The organism is Streptomyces sp. NPDC014882 (genome assembly GCF_043081325.1).
Classification (GTDB): domain Bacteria; phylum Actinomycetota; class Actinomycetes; order Streptomycetales; family Streptomycetaceae; genus Streptomyces.
On sequence record NZ_JBIBWL010000011.1, the window covers coordinates 155,355 to 178,476 of the forward strand.

General features: G+C 68.6%; 21 protein-coding genes and 1 pseudogene. 9 read left to right on the forward strand and 13 right to left on the reverse strand.

Annotated features, from left to right (window positions below; genetic code table 11):
• Positions 1–4: 4 nt before the first annotated feature.
• On the forward strand, positions 5–445 hold the full coding sequence (locus ACF09K_RS24335; protein ID WP_360988110.1) for a hypothetical protein: 441 nt from the start codon (positions 5–7) through the stop codon (positions 443–445).
• Complete coding sequence (locus ACF09K_RS24340; RefSeq protein ID WP_392246642.1) at positions 442–4,335, forward strand: hypothetical protein; 3,894 nt, start codon at positions 442–444, stop codon at positions 4,333–4,335. Before ACF09K_RS24335 ends, ACF09K_RS24340 begins: the two co-directional genes overlap by 4 nt.
• 478 nt (positions 4,336–4,813) lie before the next feature.
• On the opposite strand, the gene ACF09K_RS24345 is transcribed toward ACF09K_RS24340, so the two are convergent.
• From ACF09K_RS24345 to ACF09K_RS24355, 3 genes are all read right to left on the reverse strand, one after another.
• Entirely contained in the window at positions 4,814–6,025 is a 1,212-nt protein-coding gene (locus ACF09K_RS24345; protein ID WP_392246643.1) for an MAB_1171c family putative transporter, read from the reverse strand.
• Positions 6,022–6,546, reverse strand: a complete 525-nt coding sequence (locus tag ACF09K_RS24350) for a ParH-like protein (RefSeq protein ID WP_392246645.1) — start codon at positions 6,544–6,546, stop codon at positions 6,022–6,024. The genes ACF09K_RS24345 and ACF09K_RS24350 overlap by 4 nt, the downstream gene beginning before the upstream one ends.
• 113 nt (positions 6,547–6,659) lie before the next feature.
• Positions 6,660–7,151 carry a response regulator transcription factor gene (locus tag ACF09K_RS24355; protein ID WP_392246646.1) on the reverse strand — a complete coding sequence of 164 codons (492 nt, stop codon included), beginning with the start codon at positions 7,149–7,151 and terminating at the stop codon, positions 6,660–6,662.
• Positions 7,152–7,522: 371 nt separating this feature from the next.
• On the opposite strand from ACF09K_RS24355, the gene ACF09K_RS24360 reads away from it, so the two are divergent.
• Positions 7,523–7,972 (forward strand): helix-turn-helix domain-containing protein, encoded by a 450-nt coding sequence (locus ACF09K_RS24360; protein ID WP_392246647.1) that lies wholly within the window; start codon positions 7,523–7,525, stop codon positions 7,970–7,972.
• A 168-nt stretch (positions 7,973–8,140) separates the two neighbouring features.
• On the opposite strand, the gene ACF09K_RS24365 is transcribed toward ACF09K_RS24360, so the two are convergent.
• The gene (locus tag ACF09K_RS24365; protein ID WP_392246648.1) at positions 8,141–9,142 is read right to left on the reverse strand and encodes a beta-ketoacyl-ACP synthase 3; all 1,002 of its coding nucleotides are present in this window, start codon (positions 9,140–9,142) and stop codon (positions 8,141–8,143) included.
• Positions 9,143–9,367: 225 nt separating this feature from the next.
• Between ACF09K_RS24365 and ACF09K_RS24370 the strand changes: the two genes are divergently transcribed.
• Positions 9,368–9,958: a PaaI family thioesterase gene (locus ACF09K_RS24370; RefSeq protein ID WP_392246649.1), complete on the forward strand. Its 591-nt coding sequence runs from the start codon at positions 9,368–9,370 to the stop codon at positions 9,956–9,958.
• Positions 9,955–10,368 (forward strand): hypothetical protein, encoded by a 414-nt coding sequence (locus ACF09K_RS24375; protein WP_392246650.1) that lies wholly within the window; start codon positions 9,955–9,957, stop codon positions 10,366–10,368. Before ACF09K_RS24370 ends, ACF09K_RS24375 begins: the two co-directional genes overlap by 4 nt.
• Positions 10,369–10,740: 372 nt before the next feature.
• Here the strand turns inward: ACF09K_RS24375 and ACF09K_RS24380 are convergent.
• The 9 genes and pseudogenes from ACF09K_RS24380 to ACF09K_RS24420 form a co-directional block, all read right to left on the reverse strand.
• Positions 10,741–11,010, reverse strand: a pseudogene (locus ACF09K_RS24380) (nicotinate-nucleotide diphosphorylase (carboxylating)); the annotation flags it as partial.
• Between the two features lie 323 nt (positions 11,011–11,333).
• Positions 11,334–12,038, reverse strand: coding sequence for a 4'-phosphopantetheinyl transferase family protein (locus tag ACF09K_RS24385; RefSeq protein WP_392246651.1), 705 nt, complete (start codon positions 12,036–12,038; stop codon positions 11,334–11,336).
• Positions 12,035–12,910 carry an acyl-ACP desaturase gene (locus ACF09K_RS24390; RefSeq protein WP_392246652.1) on the reverse strand — a complete coding sequence of 292 codons (876 nt, stop codon included), beginning with the start codon at positions 12,908–12,910 and terminating at the stop codon, positions 12,035–12,037. Before ACF09K_RS24390 ends, ACF09K_RS24385 begins: the two co-directional genes overlap by 4 nt.
• Positions 12,907–13,830, reverse strand: coding sequence for an SAM-dependent methyltransferase (locus ACF09K_RS24395; RefSeq protein ID WP_392246654.1), 924 nt, complete (start codon positions 13,828–13,830; stop codon positions 12,907–12,909). The genes ACF09K_RS24390 and ACF09K_RS24395 overlap by 4 nt, the downstream gene beginning before the upstream one ends.
• A 1-nt stretch (position 13,831) precedes the next feature.
• Positions 13,832–14,122, reverse strand: coding sequence for an acyl carrier protein (locus ACF09K_RS24400; RefSeq protein WP_392246656.1), 291 nt, complete (start codon positions 14,120–14,122; stop codon positions 13,832–13,834).
• The gene (locus ACF09K_RS24405) at positions 14,119–14,631 is read right to left on the reverse strand and encodes a PaaI family thioesterase (RefSeq protein ID WP_392246657.1); all 513 of its coding nucleotides are present in this window, start codon (positions 14,629–14,631) and stop codon (positions 14,119–14,121) included. The genes ACF09K_RS24400 and ACF09K_RS24405 overlap by 4 nt, the downstream gene beginning before the upstream one ends.
• A complete protein-coding gene (locus ACF09K_RS24410) occupies positions 14,631–15,488 on the reverse strand; it encodes a ferritin-like domain-containing protein (protein ID WP_392246659.1) in 858 nt (285 codons plus the stop codon). Before ACF09K_RS24410 ends, ACF09K_RS24405 begins: the two co-directional genes overlap by 1 nt.
• Positions 15,489–15,519: 31 nt before the next feature.
• On the reverse strand, positions 15,520–17,199 hold the full coding sequence (locus ACF09K_RS24415) for an AMP-binding protein (protein ID WP_392246660.1): 1,680 nt from the start codon (positions 17,197–17,199) through the stop codon (positions 15,520–15,522).
• 38 nt (positions 17,200–17,237) lie between these two features.
• Positions 17,238–18,410, reverse strand: coding sequence for a cytochrome P450 (locus tag ACF09K_RS24420; RefSeq protein WP_392246662.1), 1,173 nt, complete (start codon positions 18,408–18,410; stop codon positions 17,238–17,240).
• A 266-nt stretch (positions 18,411–18,676) separates the two neighbouring features.
• Here ACF09K_RS24420 and ACF09K_RS24425 point away from each other — a divergent pair, with 266 nt between their 5' ends.
• The 4 genes from ACF09K_RS24425 (at position 18,677) to solA (ending at position 23,039) form a co-directional block, all read left to right on the forward strand.
• On the forward strand, positions 18,677–19,180 hold the full coding sequence (locus ACF09K_RS24425; RefSeq protein WP_392246664.1) for a GNAT family N-acetyltransferase: 504 nt from the start codon (positions 18,677–18,679) through the stop codon (positions 19,178–19,180).
• A gap of 651 nt (positions 19,181–19,831) precedes the next feature.
• Positions 19,832–21,166, forward strand: a complete 1,335-nt coding sequence (locus ACF09K_RS24430; RefSeq protein WP_392246775.1) for a lysine N(6)-hydroxylase/L-ornithine N(5)-oxygenase family protein — start codon at positions 19,832–19,834, stop codon at positions 21,164–21,166.
• Positions 21,167–21,210: 44 nt separating this feature from the next.
• Complete coding sequence (locus ACF09K_RS24435) at positions 21,211–21,897, forward strand: FMN-binding negative transcriptional regulator (protein WP_392246666.1); 687 nt, start codon at positions 21,211–21,213, stop codon at positions 21,895–21,897.
• Positions 21,894–23,039 carry an N-methyl-L-tryptophan oxidase gene (solA, locus tag ACF09K_RS24440; protein ID WP_392246667.1) on the forward strand — a complete coding sequence of 382 codons (1,146 nt, stop codon included), beginning with the start codon at positions 21,894–21,896 and terminating at the stop codon, positions 23,037–23,039. Before ACF09K_RS24435 ends, solA begins: the two co-directional genes overlap by 4 nt.
• Positions 23,040–23,122 lie beyond the last annotated feature (83 nt).

Here is a 23,122-nt window from a genome sequence, read left to right on the forward strand (position 1 = left end):
AGACATGGAGACGAGTGTGGAACTCGCCGGCCTGGCGTCGGTGGCCGCGGCGCGACTGATCGACTTGCTGGCGACGGACGGCTGGGCCGCGGCCAAGGCCTCGGTTCTGTCGCTGTGGCGGTCCGCACAACCGGAGCGCCTGGAAGAAGAACTCGACGATACACGCGGGGAGTTGTTGCAAGCACAGCAGACGAACGACGGCGAAGAACTCCAAAGACTCCTGGTCGCCGAGTGGCAGGCCCGCATGATTCGGCTGATGGCCGCGCGGCCGGACGCGGTCGACGAGCTGCGCGCGCTGTGGGGGGAGGAAGCGGGAGCTTCCTCAGCCCCGGCAGCCTCGGCACAGCAGATCAAGGGCTCGATGACGCTGGAGGCACACGTCTCCGGCGGCGACGCGTTCCTGGCCGGCCGGGACATGACCGTCACCCGGGGCGGACAGGCGTGACGGAACGCAACACCGGTGCTCCGGCCCCGGACGGGCCGCCCCTCTGGCAGCCGAAATGGCAGGAGGCGAGCGCGACCGGGGGCGGCAGCGTCTTCCAGGCCGGCCGCGACATCCACGTGCGGGTCGGCGACGAGGGACGCAGGACCCTGCCGGGCCCGGGCGCCGACCGCATGCTGTGCCCGTACCCGGGACTGGCGCCCTTCGACGCACGGCACAAGCAGTGGTTCCACGGTCGTGAGCGCATGGTCCATCTCGTCTGCGAGCGGATGGACGCCCGCATGAGCGAGGGCGGCCCGCTGGTACTCATCGGCCCCTCGGGGGCCGGGAAGTCGTCCCTGCTCGCGGCCGGGGTGCTGCCGGCCCTGGACGACGGCCGGCTCCCCGTGGCGGGATCGAGCACCTGGCCGCGGCTGCTGCTGACCCCGACGGCATCCCCGGCGCTGGCACTGGCCGCCGCCGCCGGGCTCGACGCCGAAGCCACCGAGCGTGCGGTACCGCGGTGGCGGGAAGACCCGGAACGGTGCCTCGCCGAGCTGCGCGACACCACCCGGGTCGCCGACCCGGCGTCCGCAGGGGAGCCTCCCGCCGGGGGCCTGGTCGTCGTGGTCGACCAGTTCGAGGAGATCTTCACGGCCTGCGGCGACGAGACCGAACGGGAGTGGTTCATCGACGTGCTCGACCGTCTGGCCCGCCCCGCGACCGGAGCGCTCGTGGTGCTGGGAGTACGCGCGGACTTCTATGCCGCGTGCGCGGCCCATCCGCAGCTCCGGGCCGCTCTCCGGGCCGGGCCGGTCCTGCTGGAGCCGATGACGGAGGACGAACTCAAGGACGCGATCCGTCGGCCGGCCCACCAGGTGGGGCTCGACGTCGAGGACGGCCTGGTCGAGGTGCTGCTGGCGGACCTGGGCGCGGTCGGAGGGCCGGCCGGCGCGAGCACCACGGGCCGGCTGCCGCTGCTCGCCCACGCGCTGCGGGCCACCTGGCAGCAGCGCCACGGCCACACGCTCACGGTGGACGGATACCGTGTCACCGGCGGCATCCAGGGCGCCATCGCCACCACGGCGAACCGCCTCTTCGACGCCCTGCCACAGCCCTACCACGAGGCCGCGCGGCTGGTCTTCCTGAGGCTCGTCATCGTGGGACGCGACGCCGACGACACCCGCCGGCGCGTCGGTCACGACGAGCTGCTGCGCTGCACGCCGGACCAAGAGGCGGCCCGCAGGGTCCTGGACGACTTCACCCGTGGCCGACTGCTGACCCGGGACCAGGACACGGTGGTGATGACGCACGAGGTGCTCATCCGCGCCTGGCCCCGACTGCGGGACTGGATCGAGCACGACCGCAACGGGAACCTCGTACGGCAGGATCTGGAGGAGGCGGCCGAGCTCTGGGAACGGGCCGGCCGGGAAGCGGCCGCCCTGTACCGCGGCAACCGCCTGGAGACCGCCCTCACCTGGGCCGAAACGCACAGGCCGGAACTCAGCGGCGCCGCCACGGCGTTTCTGGCGGCCGCCAGACACCACCAGCGGCGCGGGCAACGGCTCCGGCGTGCTGCGGTCGCCACCATCACCGCCCTGGCCGTGGTCGCCTCGACGGCCGCGGTCGTCGCCTTCCGGCAGGGGGACCACGCCCGGGAGTCCGCCGCCGAGGCCCTGCGCGCCCGCGACCGGGCCGTCAACGCCGCGGTCACGTCCGCCTCCGTGCAACTGGCGTCGACCGATCCCTCACTGTCCGCCCAACTCGCCCTGACCTCCTACCGCATGGACCCCACTCCGGAGGCGGCGTCCCGGCTCATCACGACCGAGAACACGTCGCTGGCCACCCGGCTTCCCGGCCCGCGCGACCCGGTGTCCACCGTGGCCTACAGCCCCGACGGGCACACGCTGGCGGCCGGCCACCTCCAGGAGAACCTCGTGCGGCTCTGGGACGTCTCCGATCCCAGCCGCCCGGTGGAGCTGGGCCGGCCCGTGCCCGTGGACGACTCCGTCAACTCGATCCAGTCGCTCGCCTTCAGCCCGGACGGCCGGGTCCTGGCCGTCGGCGGCCACACCATCGACAACAACGAGGGTGCTTCCGGTGGATTCGCCGAGCTGTGGAGCCTGACCAGCCCCAGCCGGCCGGTGCTGCTCGGGCGGCTGCGGAGCCCCACCGTCCAGGGATTCGACGCCGCATCCACCATCGAATCGCTGGCCTTCAGCCCCGACGGCCGTACCTTGGCCGCCGTGTGGTACGCCGGACTCGTCAGCCTGTGGGACGTCGCCCGCCCCGACGACGTCCCACGCGCGAAAGCGCCCCTGGTCCTCGACTGTCCCGGCGTCTTCTCCCACCGCATCGTGTTCAGCCCAGACGGGGACACACTGGCCACCGGCTGCGACGACGACGCCGGCACCGTCCGCCTGTGGAACACCGCCGACCCGGCCCGTCCGGCCCGAGGCCGGGCACTGAAGGCTGGGAGTTCCGTCCAGTCCCTGGCCTTCAGTCCTGACAGCCGCACGCTGGCCGCCGGGACCGAGAACGGCACGGTCCATTTGTGGAAGGGCGCCGACACCGGCCGGCCTACACCCCTGGGCGAACCGCTGGCCGGCCCCGCGAACCCCGTGATGTCGGTGGCGTTCAGCCCCGACGGCCACACTCTGGCGGCGGGCAGCGCCGACCGCGCGATCCATCTGTGGAACGTCACCCACCCCAAGACCATCGGCTCCCTGGGCCGTCCGCTGACCGGCCCCGGCGACGCGGTGACCGCCGTGGTGTTCAGCCCCGACAGCCGGACCCTTGCCGCCGGGAACACCGACGGCGGCGTCGATCTGTGGAGTCTGCCACCGACCCGGGTCGTCGGCGCCGGCGGCAATGTGGCGTCCGTGGCCTTCAGCCCCGACGGCCGCACGCTGGCCGCCGGGAACCAGAACAACACCGTCTCGCTGTCGAACACCGCCGACCCCGGCCATCCCGTTCCCCGGGGTGAGCCGCTCACCGGCCCGAAGGACCCGGTCAACGCGGTGGCGTTCAGCCCGGACGGGCGCACCCTGGCCGCAGGCGACAGCGGCGGCACCGTCACGCTGTGGAACACCGCCGACCCCGGCCGTCCCGTTCGCCTCGGTGAGCCCCTCACCGGTGCGGACGGACTCGTCCTCTCCGTGGCGTTCAGCCCCGACGGCCGCACACTTGCGGCGGCGGGAGACGACGACTACGGCAAGATCGTCCTGTGGGACGTCAGCGACCCCGCAGATCCCGTCTCCCGGCTCACCATCTCCAACTCGGACACGTCGTCCGTCCGGTCCCTGGCGTTCAGCCGCGACGGCGCGGTGCTGGCGGCCGGCGGCGACGGCAGCAACGGCACGGTGGGGCTGTGGAGTACGACGGAGGCCGGGGTCCGCGTCGGGGAGCAGATCGACCAGCCGACCGCCACCAGCGTCTGGGTGGCGTTCAGCCCGGACGGCCGTACTCTCGCCACCGGGAACAGCCGCGGCACCGTCACCCTGTGGGACGCCACCGACCCCCACCACCTTACGCGCAGGGGCAGTGACCTGACCGTACCCGGCGGCAGCCTGTGGTCGGTGGCGTTCAGCCCGGACGGTGACACCCTCGCGGCGGCCGGCGACACCGACGACGGCACCATCAGCCTGTGGGACGTCACCGATCCCGACCACCCCAGCCCCATCGGCGTGCCGCTGACCGTGGAGACCGGATTCGTCGCCGTGCTGGCGTTCAGCCCGGACGGTCACACCCTGGCCGCCACCACCGACGACGGAGTGGCGACGCTCTGGGATCTGAACGTCGAGTCCGCCATCAGCCGTATCTGCGAAGGGAGTTCCGGCGCCCTGAGCCGGCAGCAGTGGAAGCGGTATGTTCCCCAACTGCCGTACGACCCACCCTGCGGGACCGCCGGGTAGGGCCTCCTGCTCGAAATCGAGGCGCTCGTACAGCGCGATCGTGCCAGTGTTCGTCTCGGCCACATGCAGGAAGGGGCGTTCGCCGGCTCCGGACACCCAGGTAGGTGCCGAGTCCGCGGGTGCGCGGTCAGAAGCGTCCCGGCTCGGTCCGCCAGGGACACGTCCACCCGGGGCCCGGTCCGGTACCGGCCGACCGCCCGCCTCCGGGGTGGCGGCTAGTACCGGCACCGCCGCGTACCGCTGCGGCGCACGGGCGAATCCGGTGGATGGATGTTGGCCTCGACTGTCGGCCATGACGCTCGTTTGACGCTCTGGGCGCCCGCACGCGGGACAGTGAGCCGATAAACAAGCTCTGACCTGGGAGTTTCCGAGAATCGGTCAGCACGACACCTTTCCGATGACGCACCACGTGGAGTGCGTGGCGATTCTGGAAGCGGTCGCGAAGGGCGTTTGACCTGTGGACAAGGGAGATCGACCGTCATCTCCGGCCGACGTAAGGATCCGAATCGTTGTGAAGGCGCTGGAACTCCTCCGCCACGTCTTCCAACCACGTCAACTCGTCCCAGAAGTTCTCCCCTGTCTGCGCTGTACTGAGTTTGCTGCTGCCGGTGGTGCCCGCGCCGCGTCTTTTGCCGCGTATGGCCAATGCGAGGGCCGAGGCCTCGCGCAGGACCTCGGGGCGCGCCTCTCGCGCCGGCCCCGCGCGCAGTATCCTCTCCAAGGCGTCGACGCAGGGCACGCGCGTGTAGGGCTGCAAGGCCCGCTGCCCGTCCCGGATCTCGATGACGATTCGGTAGAGCCGGGTCTGGAGATCCCGGGTCCACACCCGAGGTCTGGTCGGCCTGGTCTCGAAGAGCACGATGCCCGGGTTGGCCTGGCAGAGCGCGAGCCACAAGGGATGCAGTCGGCGGCAGGAGCGGAATCGGCGCATTCTGTTGTCGACCCCCTTGCCCCAGCGCGGCAGGGTGTAGCCCACCCCGAGGGCCAGGGAGCCGACGCTCGCCATGAGCGGGCTCCAGAGGACGGCGGCCTGGTCGAACGCGGTCGTGCCGCACCAGCGGCCCACGAGGCCGAGCAGTTTGCCGATGATGAATCCCATGACGAACCAGCTGCCGACTGCCGTGATGCGGAGCACTTCGGACAGCCAGGGCCGGCTGATGACTTTCGACGAAGGCCATGCATGTCGAGCGGTGTTGACGAGGCTGAGGCCATAAGTGGTCAGGAACACGAGGGAGTATGCGCTCGCGGAGGCGACAGGCGCGAAGTGGATCTCGAAATCGAGGGGGTGCGGCTCGGGCAGCGGGGTGGCGAAGAACAGGGTGATCATCGCGAGAACGGCGAGCAGGTAGAAACAGACGATGAGCGACGCGCTGGACCTCACTGCACGCGGGTGCTTGAACCAGCCGTAGACCATGACATGTGTGAACAGCGCTGCCAGAATGATGCATATATAGGCGATCAAGGTGGCCAGATTGGGAATTCCGGAAAGCTTCCCGATGGCGATGTAACTGACCGGCGCAAGCATCAAGTAGGCGCTGCCATTCAGTAGGCGGCCTGCGCACAGCGCGATGAGCGACAGGTTTCTTCGGTCTCTTCTCAAGTCGTGCCATTTGTATCCGAAGGCAGTGAAGCAGACGGCTGCGGACAGCAAGTGCGTCACGCTGAACACGCGGAGAAGGACTTCGGTCATGCATGTTCCTCGGGCCCTGGGCGCAGTGAGCGTTCCAGGCGTTCCACCAGTTCTCGTTCATCTTCCGGAACGGATGATGCCTCGATGGTCCACTCACTGGTCCGACGCAGGACCTGGGTGGCGAAATATTCGGCCGCGAACTCTTCGGGATGGCTGTAGAGCGTGCGCCCGAGCATGTGTTTTATCAGGGTCGGATTGATGCTTTCCGGAACAGTCGGGGTCACTGCGTCGGTACTGGCGGCGGATGAGTGCCCCCACAATAGGTGCCCCAGTTCATGGGCGATTATATGAGTTTGGTGAGGAACTGAAGTATGCGTTTCGTAGAAGATGTAGTCGACCGACGCCGTGGAGACCAGAAGGCCGACGGGGCCGCCGTGCGGAAAAGCCAGTGGAGCCAGACGGATAGGGCGGTTGCGGCGTTCCGCTACTTGTCGGCACAGCTCTTCGGCCCGCAGGGGCGCTTTCAGGTCGAGACTTCTTATCAGTTCGGCACACCGTTTTCGCATTAAGCGCCGCATCATGGCCCACCCCTTCACCTCTGCTGCACACCGACCCTCCCATGATGTGACATGAAGTCACGCAGCGAAAGATCCGAGCGGAAGGCCAGGGGGTTGTGATTCAGCCAGTTATCGACTCAGGAAAGTCCGGTTCTCCGTGCGTAGAGCAGGGCTTGGGCGCGGTCGGTCACGTGGATCTTGGCATAGATGCCGCTGAGGTGGTTCTTCACCGTCTTCTCTGATATGTCCAGAGTCCGGGCAATGCGCCTGTTGCTCAGGCCGCGCGACAGTAACGCCAGCACCCCCTTCTCCCGGGGCGTCAGCGGCGTCGGACGGACCGTCGCGTCCCCGCAGCCGGCCTGGAGCGGGGTGCCGGGCACCGGGCGTGGATCGGCCACGCCTGTCCGGAGCGCGTAGAGCAGGGCTTGGGTGCGGTCGGTCACGTGGATCTTGGCGTAGATGCCGCTGAGGTGGTTCTTCACCGTCTTCTCTGATATGTCCAGAGTCCGGGCGATGCGCCTGTTGCTCAGGCCGCGCGATAACAGGCGTAGGACGATCACTTCGCGTTCGGTCAGGTCGGTAAGCCAGGCTTCGCGCCTGGCTATCTCCGCAATGCTCGACTCGCCCATCTGCTTTCCTCGTCTCCTCTGAGTGCCCGTGAAGCGGAACGTGCAGCGGGGAGAAGGGGGTTTTAAAGGGCTCACCCACTTCGGCGCACGTGCGTCTGGCAAAGGCAGTGCGAGTTACTGGGGGATCGACGGAAGTCGCCGCCCCGGAAAAAGTGGGAGGCGGGTGTAGAGGCATCCAGTGATATGCGGTAGCCTCTGCTGAACAGCTTGGAAAGTGTTTGGTCGACCTCTTATCGAGCGTACGGCGACTCATTGAAGGCGTCAACTCCCATGGTCGGGTGCCGACTTGATCTTTCTCCGAGTTGTCACATGGGAAGCCTTGAAAGGTGGGGCATATGGGGGCAAGTAGGCCCAATACGCTGGCGGAGAGATTGAATCACCTGTTCGAGACGGTCCATCCTCGCGGTCGTGGCCCCTATAGCAACGAGGAGGTGGCGCGCGCCGTCCGGGAGCAGGGTGGTGACATCTCGAAGCAGTACATCGCCTATCTCCGGAAGGGTGAGAGGGAGAACCCGCGAGTGCACCATTTGGAGGCACTTGCCCGATTCTTCGGTGTTCAGGTCTCCTACTTCATCGACAGTGAATCAGCGGAACGCACCAAAGAAATGCTCGCGGAGCTCGCGGTCTGGCGCGATACCGGACTCACCGGTGAAGATCTGCGCAAAATCGAGAAGGCGGGCATCACGCGAGTGGCCATGCGTGCGGTGGGATTGTCTCCGAAGGGGCTGGAATTCGCGGAAATCATGCTGGACCAACTGCGGGAAATGGAAGGGTTGCGTTCGCAGGAAATTTCCGAGAACGACTCGAACGATGAGGTGTGATGGGGCCGCGCATCACGGGGCCCACGACCTCCGCCCGGCACGGCCGGACGCGGACGTGCGGCGCGGCCTGCGCCGAGGGCGGGACGAGGTGTGCGACGTTCGTTCCTTGTTCCGACGCGCTCGGCCTGCCGGGCGGTGGCCGGACCGGGCGGCGGAGCTCCGGGTGGTTCAGGGGACCGTGATCACCTGGGCCGAGTAGCCGAGCCCCGAGCCGAACCCCACGGTCAGGGCGAGGCCACCGCGCCGGACCTGGCCGGTTGACACCAGATGATCCATCGCGAGCGGTACGGACGCGGCCGAGGTGTTGCCGTCCTCCCGGACCGTGCGCGCCACCGCCACCGAGGCGGGCAGCTTCATGTTCTTGACCACGGCGTCGATGATGCGGCCATTGGCCTGGTGGGGCACGAACGCCTCGATGTCTCCGCTGTCCACTCCTGCCGATTCCATGGCACGTGAGCACACCTCGCCGACGGCGTCTATCGCCCACCGGAAGACTTCGGGGCCGGCCATTTCCAGGTAGGGCCACGGCGTGGATGCTCCGCCTTTCAGGTCCGCGAACGACGCGGGCTGTTGAATGGCCCGTACATGGCCTGTCGCCGTGCCCCACGCGACCTGGCCGATGCCCGGTTCGGCGGAGCGTCCCACGAGCATGGCGCCCGCGCCGTCGCCGAAGATGAAGGCGGTCGACCGGTCCCGTGGATCGACGATGTCACTCATGCGCTCTGCGCCGATCACCATCACGTGCTCCGCCTGGCCCGTCACCACGAGGCTGCCGGCCAGGGCCAGTCCATGGGAGAAGCCGGCGCATGCCGCGCCGAGGTCGAAAGCTGCCGCACCGTCCGCGCCCAGCTCGGCGACACAGGCCGCGGCTGCGGGGGGAGCCTGATGGAGGTAGGACATCGTCGCGAGGATCACGCAGTCCACGTCGGCGGGGGGCAGGCCCGCCGCGCTGAGTGCTTTCTCCGCGGCCCTGGCTCCCATGAAGGGAATCGATTCCTCGGGAGTTGCGAAACGGCGAGCGGTAATTCCTGACCGTGTCTCGATCCAATCGGTGTCCGAATCGATGAGCCGACAGATTTCTGCGTTGTCCACGACGCGACCGGGCCGGTAGGCGCCCAATCCGAGAGGGCTGGCGAAGAATCGGTTTGCGGATTGCAGCCGTGCTGTCATCGGTCACATCATCCCCATCGCTGGATAGTTCGACCCTCAGCGCCTCTCGTGAGACATGTCGAGGATACCGACTGCATTGCATTCGACCACTGGGACGTTTGACCCATGTGCTGGTGCTGATTCTCCACAAGCGGAAGCGCCCGGGGGGCCGTCCGGGGTGTCCGTCGTGTGCAAAGCCTCCTGTGTGCGAAGGTCCATTGCGGCCCGGGCGAGGGTGCGGTAGGAATGGATCTGCATCGCCGTCCCGACCGAGGAGCCAAGGTGACAGAGGCCGTTACCCCTAAAATTCACACAGTCGAGCTCCAGTGGAAGGATCAAGGTGAATTATTTGCCGCCCAGTCCGGTGCGTCGGGACTCGATTATCTTCGCGGATTGATCACGGGCGAAGTCGTTGCCCCTCCCGTCGCCCAGGTGCTCGGCATCTCCGTCACCAAAGTGGATCCCGGTGCGGTGCAGTTCACCATGCCGGTCAAGAACTTCTTCACCAACCATCTGGGGTTTCTTGCCGGCGGTATCCTGTCCACTGTCATTGACTCCGCCCTGGGCTGCGCGATTCTCTCCGCGATTCCGGACGACAAAGACATCGTCACGCTCGACCTGAGCGTCGACTTCCTGAGGCCGGTCTCCGAAGCCTCCGGCCTGATCACCGTGGACGCCGAGGTCGTCCACCTGGGACGCTCGCGCGGTCTGGCCGCCTGCCGTGCCGTGGACTCGGCCGGCAAACTGTGTGCCGTCGGCAAGAGCAGCTGCATGGTGCGGGACAAGCCGAAGGCGCCGGCCAATGGCCACGCGCCTGCGGCGGGGGTCTCCCGGTGAGCCCGGAAGGGACCGGCGACCGCCCGGTCACCGCGGCGGCCGGCCTCACGGTCGGCCAGACCTTCCATGCCGAACGCGCCATCACGAAGGAGGACATCGCCGCCTTCGCCGAACTCGCCGGAGACCGGGGCCGTCACCATCTGCCGGCGGAGGGCGCGGCGATGGCCCACGGGCTGCTGACCGCCTCGCTGGCCACCAAGATCGGTGGTGAACTCGACTTCATCGCACGGCGCATGGGTTGGGAATTCCTCAAACCGGTGTGGGCGGGAGACACCATCTCCGCCACCGTGACCATCAGGGCACTGAGCGAGGTTCGCTCCGGCACGGGGGTGGAGTTCGACATCGAGATCGCCAACCAGAGCGGCGTGGTCGTACTGCGCGGCGACAGCTCCGGCGTGATCCGCGCCTGATCCTGGGGCCGGTGTCACCCCGCCTCCAGCTGCATGCTGAGGTCCAGCGCCGGGGCGCTGTGTGTCAGCCGCCCCGGCCGAAGCCGCATCGATTCCGGTCCCCGCGAGCTCCCCCGGTCGTCGGGGTGGGGGAGTGCCAGAGGCCTCAAGGCCGGTCTCCCGGGCCCCCGGGAGGGAGTCGCGCAGCCGGACGGCCGCCTCGGTCCCGTCGAGCGGCATGTCGTCGAGCATGATCCAGTCGACCCGGGCCCGCAGCCGTACCGGGAACTCCGCGACGGCCCGCGCGTACCGTGTCCTGGGCGTGGCGATTCCGGACATCCGCTGAAGGAAGTTCAGCGCGGCGCGCTCCCCGGTGACGATGCTCCTGGTGGGCCCTTCCACCGTGAGCAGCACGTCCCCCGTACCGACGCGCGTCCCGTCGCTGACCTGGGGCGTCGTCTCCACCTTGGGGCCGAGCGCGGTGAAGACCCCCAGGGCGACGGACAGCCCCGCGACGACTCCCGGTTTCCCGGTGAAGACGGTGGCTGTCGCACGGCCCTCCTCGGGCACGCTCCAGCGGGTGGTGACGTCGTCGGCCGCGGCCCGCTCGGTGAGCGCGGCCTCGACCGCGCGCCTCACCACGGCCGGATCGAGCATCGTCATGGCTTCCTCTCCGTGGCGTCAGACGGGTCAGCCGATGTCAGCACGGCCCGGAATCAGCCCCGGAAGGCCCGTCAGCGCCGTCCCTCCCGGTGCGGCACCCAGGCACGCGCTGCTGAACGCCATCACCGCGGACGACCAGGGCCGACCGCGCCGCTCACACGGATGACAGCGGACGGACACATCACGAACGCGGTGACCCCGAGGAACGTCGCTTCCGCGTCCAGTCCGGTGGTCCCCGCCGCGAGCCCGGCCGGCAGGAGCGGAATCCGACCGCGCCCAGCTGGTCCCCGGCCCGGCGAACTCCTCGTCCCACACGGTCTGTTTCACCGAACGGGGGCGCCCGGCCGCAGTTCCGCGAGCACCTCCCCGGGGGTGACACGCAGATATGCCGGAGTCCGGGGTCCGGACTGGCACAGCGCCGTCACCAGGCCCGCCCCGTACGACAGGAACATGCGCAGGTCGGGTGCTCCCGGGACGGCCGGGCGAACCCAGAGCCGTCCGTCCGGACAGCGCCACAACCGATGGTCGCGCAGCGAACGGGACGCCCCCCGGCAGGCCTTGAACGCGGCTTCCTTGCAGCTCACCAGCACGGTGGCCCGGACGCCCGGGGACAGACCGCCGACGACGTGCGGCTCTTCGTCGTGGCCCAGAAGCCGGGGCAGCAAGATCTCGTTGCGCGGATCGAAGGGTTCGACGTCGACGCCGAGCGTTCCGGCGTGGTCCCCCCGGGAGACCGCGCACACGGCGAGCGACCCGGTGTGCGCGAGGGAGACCGTCACCGAGGCGGGCCCCGCCACCAGGCACGGGGCTCCGTGCCGGTCCGGCAGGATCTCGCCACCGGACTCTCCCGACACTCGCCGCACCGCCAGTTTGGCGGTGAGCCGGGTGCGGACCCATTCCGTACGTCTCGGCCCGTGCAGCAAGGCGGCGTGCGCCCGCTCCCGGTCGCCGAGCAGATCCTCGGGCCCGGACAGCGCACCCCAGTCGCAGCTCACCACCAGGGACGCCGGCGGAACCGCTGGGGTCATCGCACGCGCCGGATGGCCTGCACGAACTCGCCGAGCTCGGCCACGGTGGGCTCGCCCGGTGTGTCGACGAAGCCCTTGACCAGCCGGACCACGGACTCGTACGCCTCCGTGTGGTCGTAGGCGGTGGAGTCCGCGACCCGCAGGGACCACCGCCAGTAGCCCTTCATGGTGTCCGCGAGCGGCATCCGGAACGTGGCGATGACATCCTTGAGACCGGGCACCGACGCAGCTCCGTCACGCGCCACGTAGGCACCGACGAGGTTGGTGTAGAAGGCGAAATGACGTGCCTCGTCCCGTGCCAGCCTGCCCAGCAGGTCCTTCAGGAACGGTTCGCTGACCGTTTCCCTGAACCGCTGGTAGAAGAGCTGTGTCGCCTTCTCCTGGATCAGCGTGTACGTGAAGGACTGCACCGGGTGCTGATAGGGCAGGGTGAACGTCTTGCGTCCCTCCTCGGCCAGGTCGGCCAGCAGTTCCTCGCGCGTGGCCATGCCCGTGTCGACCTGGTAGCGCGCGAGCGCCGAGGCGTGCCGTTCCTCGTCACCGGCCCAGGCGACCAGGAAGCGGAAGTATTCGCGGTTGAAGCCGAACCGTTCCAGCTCCTGCTCGGCGGCGGCCACCGGGAAGGCTTCGAGGAAGTGCGAGAGGTAACCGGGAATGTGGTCCTCGACGAAGGTGATGAAACGGACCGCGGACCGGTCGGCCTCGGTGAGCCGCTCGGGTCGCAGCGCGGACCAGTCCAGATCGTTGAGGGTCCAGGCGCGCTCGCCCGCCCGCGTCACCGCCTGGTCCACCAGCTCGAACATCTGGGTGACGGGCAGGAGGTCCGCGGACGTCGACGCGTCCGCCGTCCCGGTGTGCGCGGGGGCGCTCACCGGACGGTCCTGAGCCCGAGCCGGGACTTGACGGCGGTGAGGGCGTAGTGCTTCGAGGTGTACCCCCAGCCGGCGTTCGCCGTGCGCAGGTACTCCACCAGGGGAGCCGTCATGCCCGGGGCCGCCGCCTCGATGCGGTCGCTGTTGGCCAGTGCCCGCCGCTCCCACTCCTCGATGGTGCGGTGGTAGTGGGCGGTGAGGTCGTCCAGCGTCTCCAGGCTGAAGCCCGCGGACTCGGTGGCTCCGATCAGCTGGGAGAAGGGCACCATGTCGGCGAACCCGAAGATGCGCTCCGTGACGTGCTTGGTGCCGGGCCGATTGGCGAATTCCTGGTAGACCTCCTCGTTTCGGAAGCAGCTCTCGGAGAGGTAGAGCCGCCCTCCCCGGCGCAGCGCCTGGTAGGTCTTGCGCAGCGCGTCGATACGGTCGGGCATGTGGATGATGGAGCCCAGCATCGTCGCCGCGTCGTACCGGCCCTCTATCTCCATGTCCGAATAGGACCCGATCCGCACCATGACGCGGCCGGTCAGCCCGGCACGGGCCGCCTGCTCCCGGACGTACTCCGCCTGGGGGGCGGAGGGGGTGACGGCCGTCACCTCGCACCCGTACTCCTGGGCCATGAACAGGGTCAGGCTGCCCCAGCCGCAGCCGATGTCGAGGAGGCATTCGCCGCCCCGCAGGCCGAGCCGTTCGGCGACGAAGTGCAGCTTGGCGGTCTGTGCTTCTTCCAGGGTGTGGTGCGGGTCGCGGTACAGCGCGGAGCTGTACTTGACGCGTGCGTCGAGGAAGGCCGTGAAGACCTCGGGGGGCAGTTCGTAGTGCTGGTTGGTCGCGCGCCTGGCCTCCTCCGGCGGGACGGCGAGGTCTCCGTCCCGGCCGGTGTGCAGCAGGGCGGGCTCCGTGTGGACCCCGGTCGTCATCTCAGGCCACGTCCCGGTGCTGGGCGAGGATCAGGTCGGCGAGGTCCTGGGCGGTGCGCACCGCGAAGATGTCCTCGTCCTCCAGTTCGACGTCGTAGATGCGCTCGATCTGGGCGACGACCCGCAGCAGCCGTACGGAGTCGGAACCGGGCAGTTGCTTGAGGACGGTGTCCGGCTCGATCTCGCCGACGGCGATGCCGAGTTCCTTACTGGTCTGTCCTCGCACCTCGTCAAGCACCGCGGTGGCGTCGAGAGCGGAGAGCTGGTGGTCGGCCGACTGAGTCATGGTCATCCAATCGAGTGGTCGAAGTAGTGGGCGAGCCGGTCCCGGTCGGCGCCGGCCAGGCCCATGTGCCCCGTCGCCTGTTCCGAGCTGATCGGCTGGTAGGCGGAGCTCGCCATGACGTGGTGTTCGCCGTCCAATGAGAGGACGTCGGCCTCCGCGTGAACGACCCCGGCGCCCTCGCGCACGACACGGGCGACGGCCCGGTAGGGCGTGCCTGTGCGCAGGGGACGCAGGAATTTGGTGCGCAAGGTCACGGAGAACGCCAGCAGGCCGCGGTCCAGGGCGATCAGGTCACCCATCAGCTCGTCGACCAGCACGCTGACTATCCCGCCGTGCACCACTCCGGGATAGGACGCGTAGTCGTCGGCGAAGGTGACGTCGGTGGCGAGGCCGCCTTCGTCGGTCCGGTACATCTTCAGGGCGAGACCGATCTTGTTCCGCGGCGAGCAGCCGAAGCACTGGAAGCGGGGCTCGTCGATCCAGGGCAGCTCGACCGGGGTGGCCTCGGTCGTCATCAGGCGCCGGCCGGGGTGGGCGGCAGCGACGCCAGGGTCCTGCGGATGTCACGCAGCCTGGTGATCGACTCGCCGGTGAGTTCGGTGAGCGTGCTGAAGAGCTGACGGTGGATGCGGTCCCACTCGGTGCCGTCGTCGACCTCGCCGAAGTACCGGAACACCTCGTCGATGGTGACGTGGCCGTCGAGCTCGGGGAGGTTGTTCTTGAACTTGCTCACCGGGTGCTGGTAGCGCCCGTCGGGGTCGGCCATGTAGACGTAGAACGTCTCCAGTACCGAGGCCAGTTCGTGCGGGTGGGTGACCAGCCGCCGGGCCGTGTAGTGGATGAACTCCCGTGCGTGGCGGGCCTCGTCGCCGCTCGCCCGCTTCATCAGCTTGGCGATCACCGGTTCCTCGGCCACCCGGCTCACGCATTTGTACATGTGGTTGGTGGCTATCTCGGAGATGATGTTCGTGGCGAGGGTCGCCGAGGGCGTGATGCCCGGCGGGTAGGGCGCCCGCATCGCGTTGATCTGTTCGTATCCGACGTCCTCACCGGCCAGCCGCAGCCACTTCTTGAAGGCCAGGTGGTGCTGGAGCTCCTGGTAGCCCCACAGGCATACGAAGGCCGAGAAGTCGTAGTCGTCCTCGAACTCGTTGAAGAAGCCGTGCTGGGCCGCGATGGAATTGGACTCGCCCATGACGGCACCCATCGCGAAGGCGATGTACTCGGGGCGTACGAGGTCGGGCCTGAACTCGTCCCAGGGGATGTCCTTCAATTCCCAGGAGGCGTTCTGGTAGACGGGGAACACGTCGTAGCTGTGCAGCGGTTCCGTCCCGAGGTCTCGGGCCGCCTGGAGCTTGTGCGGAGTGGTCATGGGGGTGCCCTCTGTTCCTGTTCGGTCGGCTTCAGTCAGCGGACGGGGACGGTCCGGGGGAGGCCAGCCCGGAGAGCCGCTCGCGGGTCAGGGACCGCTGCCACTTGCCGCTGGTGGTACGGGTGATCCAGCGCGGTTTGACAAGATGCACGCGTACGTCCGAGAAGTCCATCTCTTGTTCGACGCGGGCGGCGATGTTCTCGGCCAGGTCGGTGGCGGCGTTCCTGGGGTCGGCCTCGACCACCACGCGCACCACTTCGCTGCCGTTCGGCTCCGTGTCGGAGAACGCCACGCAGCGCTTTCGGTAGACACCCGGCATCTCGCGGGCGATGGCCTCGATGTCGTCGGGGAAGAAGTTCTGGCCCCGGACGATGACCATCTCCTTGCGCCGGCCGGTGACGAACAGATTTTCCTCGTACTGGAAGCCGATGTCCCCGGTGCGCAGCCAGCGGCCGTCGAAGGCAGCCGCGGTGGCCTGCGGGTCGTTGTAGTACCCGGAGGTCACCGGGGGCCCGGCGATCTGGATCTCGCCCAGCTCACCCGGCACGCACACACGGCCGTCCTCGCCGACGAGCCGGATCTCGATGCCGTGCACGGCGCGGCCGAGGCCCACCACGTCCTTGGCGCCTCCGGTGCCGCGCGGTACGACCACCGCCTTGCGTCCCGAGGCCAGTTCGGCCCGGTCGACCGACAGGATGCGCACGGGGCTGCCCGGCTCGGGGAAGGTGATCCCCAAGGTGGCTTCCGCCATGCCGTAGACCGGGTACATCACGGTGTCGCGGAGTCCGGCGGGCGCCAGCGCGGTGGTGAACCGCTCCGTGCTCGCGGCGCTCACCGGTTCCGCGCCGTTGAAGGCCAGCCGCCAGGCGGAGAGGTCGAGTTCCCTGACGAACTCGGGTGGAGCCGCGTCGAGGATCTGGTCGTACGAGAAGTTCGGCCCCGTGATGACCGTGCCGCGGTGCTCGGCGAAGTACTTGAGCAGCGCGGCCGGTCTGCGCAGGAAAGCCGTGGGAGTGAAGACGTGGACGTCGGCGCCGTTGAGCAGGTGGGAGAAGAGGCCCACGAGCCCCATGTCGTGGAAGGTGGGCACCCACTGCATGAAGACGTCGTCGGGACTGAAGGCGCCGGACACCACGCAGGCGCGCAGACCGGCGGCCATGGACCGCTGGCTGAGCTGTACGCCCTTGGGAGCGCTGGTGCTGCCCGAGGTGAACTGCACGACGGACAGGGCGTCCGGGTCCACCGGGGGCAGGGCACGGGCGCTACCGGAACGGGACGTGCCCGGGTCGATCAGCATCAGTCCCGGGTTCTGCTCCATGAGGAGGGAACCCAGGTCGGCGTAGGCCGGGCCGAGCACCAGGTGGCGGATCCCCGCGACCTGGAGAATCCTGCTCAGCCTCCGTGCGGTGGCCCGCTCGTCGCCGAATCCCGCGGGCAGCGGGAGGACGCTGCACGCGGCTCCGGTGCGCTGCACGCCGAAGAAGAGGGTCAGGAACCTCGCGTCGGTGGGCACCAGGAGACCGACGATCGAGCCGGGGCCCACGCCGTGTTCCTGGAGCCCCAGTGCGCAGCTCAGAGTGGCCTCGGCCAGTTCGCCGGCGGTGATCCGCTCGTCGCTGCCGGGGAAAACCGCTGCCGCAGCCGGCGACGCCTGTGTGTGGTGCAGGAAGTTCTCGGTGAGCGTGTCACCGTACAACAGGGGACTGCGCACGGGAGATCTCCTTTCCTGGTTCACTCGTCGGCCTGTGCTCAGCTCCTGTGGACGAGATCCACCCGCAGTTCGCTCAGACCGCGGAAGTTGACGTGTGGCCGCCAGACGACGTCCTCGGTGGTGAGCGAGATCTGGCTGTACCGGTCGAGCAACTCGCGGAAGACCAGGCGCCCTTCGACCTTGCCGAGCATGGTGCCGATGCAGAAGTGCGGTCCGCCGCCGAACGACAGCGGCTTGATGTCCTCCCGGCGCACGTCCAGCCGGTCGGCGTGCGCGTACCGCCTCGGATCGCGGTTGGCGGCGCCGAGCAGGAGCATGAGCTTGGAACCCGCGGGGATGGTCCTGCCACCCACTTCCAGGTCGGCGGTGGCGATACGCGCGACCAGCTGCACGGGGGCGTCGTACCGGACGAACTCCTCGATGCCGTTGTCGATCAGTTGGGGGTGGTCCCGCAGGATCTGTAGCTGGTCGGGGTTCCTGAGCAGCGCCAGCATGCCGTTGCCGATCAGGTTGACCGTGGTCTCGTGCCCCGCGTTGAACAGGAGCAGGACGTTGGCGACGATCTCGTCGTCGGAGAGGCGTTCGCCGTCCACCTCGGCGAAGGCCAACCGGGACAGGATGTCGTCCCGGGGGTCGCCGCGCCGCTCGGCCAGGTGCTCGGTGATGTACGCGCGGAACTCCACCAGAGCGGTGTTCATGCGCTGCTGGGTCTCCTCGCTCAGCACGGGGTCGACCACGTGGCCTATCGCCTCGGTCCACCGGCGGCACTGGTCGCGGTCCTCGACCGGCAGTCCCACGAGGCCGCAGATGACGGTCACCGGGAGTGGCAGTGCGAGCGAGTCGATGAGGTCGATCCCCTCGCCCGAACCGAGGTCGGCCAGGATGCGTTCGAGGATCTCCTCGATCTTCGGGACCATCTGCTGGATCGACCGGGCACTGAATACCGGGTTGACGATTCCGCGAATACGGCGATGAGCGGCACCGTCCAGCATGAGCATCCACATTCGGGTGTCGTTGACCACCGGACTTTCCCAGCCACCACGGTGCTCGGCCCATTTCGGGTCGCGATGGAACTCGCTGGTCAGCCGGTTGTCACGGAGAAGAGCTGCGGTCTCCTTGTAGCCGGAAACTGCCCAGAAGCCGTACGGCGTCAGGTGCACCGGCTCGGTTTCCCTCAGCCGGGCGTAGAAAGGATAGGGGTCACTGCGCATCCCAGGATCACGGGGATTGTAGAGAATCTCCTGCTGCACTGCGTCCATGGCGGGCCAGCCTGACAGGATTCCCAGTTGCCGATCAATAGGACCAACGTCCCATGCGGCGAGAGGTGTTGCTCAGGAGATTCTGGGTTGTACTTGCAGTGGAGAATTGCTGGCCACAGGCACAGGGCTCGGTGCCGGCACGGGCACAGCCATGGGCGCCGTCTCGCAGGAGTGCGTCGCATGTGATCCGCTCGATCGAGAGAAACGGAGTCCGTGGCATGGCGGAGAGCCGGTTGGCCTTCCGGGCCGTGGTGCCGGGCGACAGGACAGCACTGGAACGCATGCACCGCAGATGCAGCGAGGCGACGCGGTACCACCGTTTCCAGACCAGGGGTCCCGGCCTGCCCGAGAGCTATCTGGACACCGTGTTGAGCGAATCCGCAGGCGCGACCAGCATCCTGGCGACCGACGGCCCGCCGGACCACCGCCGGGTCGTCGCGCTGGCCAGCATGGCCCCCGTCTCGCCCGGTGTGGCGGAGCTGGGCGTGCTCGTGGAGGACGGCTGGCAGCGCCGGGGTATCGGCCGGCTGCTCGTACGCCAACTGGTCGGTGTCGGCCGGGGCCAGGCTCTGCACGCGCTCACCGCGCAGACGCTCACCACTCGCCGATGGATTCTCGGTCTGCTCCGCGACGAGGTGGGAGGAGCCGTGTCGTACGGCCCCATGTCCGACACCGTCAGGATCACGGCGTTCCTGGAACCGGTCGGTGAGAGGTGCGGGTGAGCCACGGAAACAGCGCTTCCGGACGGCGATCGATGAGCCGTGACCGGCGGCTCCCCTGAAACCGAACAGCCTGCCGCCCGGAACCCTCGACGGTTTCGACGGGGCGACGGCAGCGGCAGGACCACCATTCGGCTCACCTTCCTCAGGGGCCCGGGAAGGACGGTGCGCGGCTTCAAGCGGCCCTCGCGCGAGCTGCGGAACAGTTCGTGGTCCAGGAAGTCCCCACGCAGTCCCGACGGCGCGGTTCACCCCGGTTCGGTCGGCCCGCTGCCGGCTCACTGCCCCCGGCCGGACCTCTCCGTCGTCACCAGGCCGGCGCCGTCGCGGGCCGGTACCCGCAGCCGGTCCGCCGAGAGTGACGACCCCTCCTGGCCCTGGACGTCCGCACCCGGTGGAACGACGCGCCCGGGGCTCGGCGGCAGAAAACGACGGACCGCTGCTCAACACCTCGCTGGGGCCGCACCGCGCCATCGGCCGACTGGCACCTCGTCCCGGAAGGACACCGTTCACACCGTCCCGGAACTGAATGCCGGCGGGTCTCCCGGGCCGTGGCGCAGGTGCGCACGGTCCGGGCCACCGGTCCTGTCCGAAAACAATACCTGTCACCGCAGTTCCCGAGGCCGACCACTGGAGTCCCCTTTGAACACAGGGATCGATGACCACCGTCCGACCTCATGGACAACCGCAGGATCAACCTGCGACGACACTGTATTCGACGTCATAGGCGTGGGTTTCGGCCCCTCCAACGTCGCCCTGGCGATAGCGCTCGGAGAGGGTTCCGGACGGGCACTCACCGCGCATTTCTTCGAGAAGCAGCCGCGATTCTCGTGGCACCCCGGGATGCTCCTGCCGGAGGCCACCATGCAGGTCCACTTCCTCAAGGACCTGGTCACTTTGCGTGATCCGTCCAGTAAGTTTTCGTTCCTCAATTATCTGCGTGAACAGGGCCGTCTCGTCGACTTCGTCAATCACAAGATGATCTTCCCGAGCAGGATGGAGTTCCACGACTATTTCCGATGGTGCGCCAGCGCATGCGCGGACAAGGTCACCTACGGGTGCGAAGTGCTGTCGGTCGAACCGGTCGGCGGGGTGGAGGGCGGCCGGCTCCTGGACGTGCACCTGCGCCAGACCGACGAGCTGGGCACCCGTACCCTGCGGCGTCGCACCCGGAACGTGGTGATCGCCCCCGGACTGCGCAGGCGGCTGCCGGACGGCGTGGCCGAATCCAGCAGGGTGTGGCACAGCAGCGGGCTGCTCCAGCGCCTCGACGGACTGCCGCCGGGGGGCGAGGGCCTGCGGTTCGTCGTGGTCGGAGCGGGCCAGAGCGCCGCCGAGGTGACCGCCCATCTGCACGGCCGCTTCGACGGCGCACGAGTGCGCGCGGTGTTCACACCCTACGGATACGCTCCGGCGGACGACTCGCCCTTTGCCAACCGCATCTTCGACCCGGCCGCCGTCGACGACTTCTTCGGGGCCCCGCCCGCAGCCCGCAAGATGCTCCTCGAGCGCCACAAGAACACCAACTACGCGGTTGTCGACCAGGAGTTGATCGAGGACCTGTACGCCACCTGGTACCAGGAGAAGGTCCGGGGCGAGCAACGGCTGCTCATCGACAACGCCACTCGGTTCCTGGAATGCGACGAGTCGCAGGGCACCGTGCGCCTCACGCTGGAATCCCTGATCACCGGTGAGAAGACGGAAGTGGAGTGCGACTACCTCGTCTGTGCCACGGGATACCACCCGGCCGCCCCGGACGAACTGCTCGGACCGGATCTGCGTCGGCTGTGCCGCAAGGGCTCCCTGGGGCAGCCACGGGTGGGACGCGACTACCGGCTGGAGATGCTCGACGGCGTCGAGTGCGGCATCTACGTCCAGGGCTCCACCGAGCACACGCACGGGCTCACCTCGACCCTGCTGTCCATGACCGCCGTCCGGGCGGGCGAGATCGCCGACGCGCTGCGCGACCGCCTGCATCGCGCCTCCTGACCTCGCGGGCGAACTGACTCTGTGCCAGGCAAGGAGGACCCACCGTGTACGTTCCACCGCAGTACCAAGGAAACCCGGAGTCGGCTCTGGCGGTGGTGCGGGCCCACCCGCTCGCCACACTGACCACGAACTCGGCCCCGGTGCCGCACGCCACGCACCTACCCCTCGTGATACCGCCCGACACCGACCTGCTGCTCTCGGACGGGCCACAGGACCTGCGAGGACACCGGCTGATCGGGCACCTGAACCGAGCGAATCCCCACTGGGCGGCCCTCGCCGAAGCCACGGACGGGACTCCCGCGTTGGCGATCTTCAGCGGGTCCGGCAGCTACCTGTCACCGACGGTCTACCGGCGTGTCCCGGCCGCACCCACCTGGAACTTCGTGTCCGTGCACGTACGAGGCACCCTGCGCGTGTTGCCGCAGGGACAGGAAACCCTTGACGTGGTTCGGCGGACCGTCGAGGAGCTCGAAGGGCGGTTCGGCCTCGGGTGGGACATGACGGACTCGCTCGACTACTTCCGGCGGATCGTGCCCGGTGTGGGGGCCTTCGAGCTGCACGTGGAACAGATGGACGGCATGTTCAAACTCAGCCAGGAACAGCCCGAAGAGGTGAGGGACAGAGTGGTCCAGCACCTCGCCCCCGGTTCGAAGGGCGCCCACCCGGAACTGTCCTGCTGGATGGCACGAGCCGCGGCAGGACACCTGCGCACACACGGAGGAGAGCGATGAGGACCGAGTCCTACGACGTCGTGGTGGTCGGCCTGGGAGGCGTCGGCAGCGCTGCCGCACGGTCGCTCGCCGTCTCGGGCAAGCGGGTTCTGGGACTCGAACGCTTCGGCCCCGTGCACAACCTCGGTGCCAGCCACGGGGAGTCCCGCGGGGTGTGGCAGGCGTACTTCATGGGGCCCGGGTACGTACCCCTGCTGCGCCGCGCGCGCACGCTGTGGAGCGAGCTGGAGGAGGAGAGCGGCGAACGGCTGTTCCACCAGACGGGCGGCATGTGCCTGGGCCCCGCCGAAGGCGAACTGATCCCGGCCGCGCGGGCCAGCGCCGAGCAGTGCGGACTGCCCCACGAGTACTGGACGGCGGACCAGGTCCACGCCCACTACCCGCAGTTCACCCCCGCCGACGACTGCGTGGCCGTCTACGACCCGCAGTCCGGATACGTCCAGCCGGAACAGACCGTACGGGTACAGCTGGACCTCGCCGGGAAACACGGTGCCGAGCTGCACTTCGACGAGCGGGTTCTGGAGATCACCGAGACCTCCGGCGGGGTCAGGATACGGACCGACCGGACGGCCTACCACGCCGAGCGCGTGGTGGTGTCGGCAGGCTGCTGGGCTCCCGGCCTGCTTCCTGGAAGGGCGATCCCCATCAGCGTATTGCGCAAGGTGATGCTCTGGTTCGAACCCGAGGGAGACATGGCGGACTTCCTGCCCGGCCGCTTCCCGTACTGGATCTGGGAGGGGGACGGAATGATCGGATACGGGCACCCGGCTGCCAACGGAACGCACGGCGGGGTGAAGGCGGGAGTGCACAGCGGCGGCACCCCGGCCGACCCCGACTCCGTCGAGCGGTTCGTCGACCAGCAGGAGGTTCAGGAGATCCAGTCCTTCCTGCGCGACCGCATCCCCGGACTCGGCAGGGGCCGCTACCGCCAGAGCGCCGTGTGCCTCTACGACAACACCCCGGACCAGGCCTTCCTGATCGGCCCGGCGTCCGACGAGAGCCGGATCCTGCTCGCGGCCGGCACGTCGGGACATGCGTTCAAGTTCCTGCCGGCCATCGGCGAGGCCCTCGCTGAGCTCGTCACGGACGGCAGGGCCCAGCAGGACCTGTCACTCTTCGCCCCCGGGCGATTCACCCCCTGAGGCCGGGACGGTGATGATCAGGCGTGCGACGTGTTCGCCCGGGGGCGCACCCATGCCGCGTACTTCCCGGTGAAGAGGTGCTG

Excerpts from the sequence above, each read along its gene's own strand:
- ACF09K_RS24335 (WP_360988110.1), top strand. The coding sequence starts at position 5 with ATGGAGACGAGTGTGGAACTCGCCGGCCTGGCGTCGGTGGCCGCGGCG.
- ACF09K_RS24345 (WP_392246643.1), bottom strand. The coding sequence starts at position 6,025 with ATGACCGAAGTCCTTCTCCGCGTGTTCAGCGTGACGCACTTGCTGTCC.
- ACF09K_RS24350 (WP_392246645.1), bottom strand. The coding sequence starts at position 6,546 with ATGATGCGGCGCTTAATGCGAAAACGGTGTGCCGAACTGATAAGAAGT.
- ACF09K_RS24355 (WP_392246646.1), bottom strand. The coding sequence starts at position 7,151 with ATGGGCGAGTCGAGCATTGCGGAGATAGCCAGGCGCGAAGCCTGGCTT.
- ACF09K_RS24365 (WP_392246648.1), bottom strand. The coding sequence starts at position 9,142 with ATGACAGCACGGCTGCAATCCGCAAACCGATTCTTCGCCAGCCCTCTC.
- ACF09K_RS24370 (WP_392246649.1), top strand. The coding sequence starts at position 9,368 with ATGGATCTGCATCGCCGTCCCGACCGAGGAGCCAAGGTGACAGAGGCC.
- ACF09K_RS24385 (WP_392246651.1), bottom strand. The coding sequence starts at position 12,038 with ATGACCCCAGCGGTTCCGCCGGCGTCCCTGGTGGTGAGCTGCGACTGG.
- ACF09K_RS24395 (WP_392246654.1), bottom strand. The coding sequence starts at position 13,830 with ATGACGACCGGGGTCCACACGGAGCCCGCCCTGCTGCACACCGGCCGG.
- ACF09K_RS24400 (WP_392246656.1), bottom strand. The coding sequence starts at position 14,122 with ATGACCATGACTCAGTCGGCCGACCACCAGCTCTCCGCTCTCGACGCC.
- ACF09K_RS24405 (WP_392246657.1), bottom strand. The coding sequence starts at position 14,631 with ATGACGACCGAGGCCACCCCGGTCGAGCTGCCCTGGATCGACGAGCCC.
- ACF09K_RS24410 (WP_392246659.1), bottom strand. The coding sequence starts at position 15,488 with ATGACCACTCCGCACAAGCTCCAGGCGGCCCGAGACCTCGGGACGGAA.
- ACF09K_RS24420 (WP_392246662.1), bottom strand. The coding sequence starts at position 18,410 with ATGCGCAGTGACCCCTATCCTTTCTACGCCCGGCTGAGGGAAACCGAG.
- ACF09K_RS24425 (WP_392246664.1), top strand. The coding sequence starts at position 18,677 with ATGGCGGAGAGCCGGTTGGCCTTCCGGGCCGTGGTGCCGGGCGACAGG.
- solA (WP_392246667.1), top strand. The coding sequence starts at position 21,894 with ATGAGGACCGAGTCCTACGACGTCGTGGTGGTCGGCCTGGGAGGCGTC.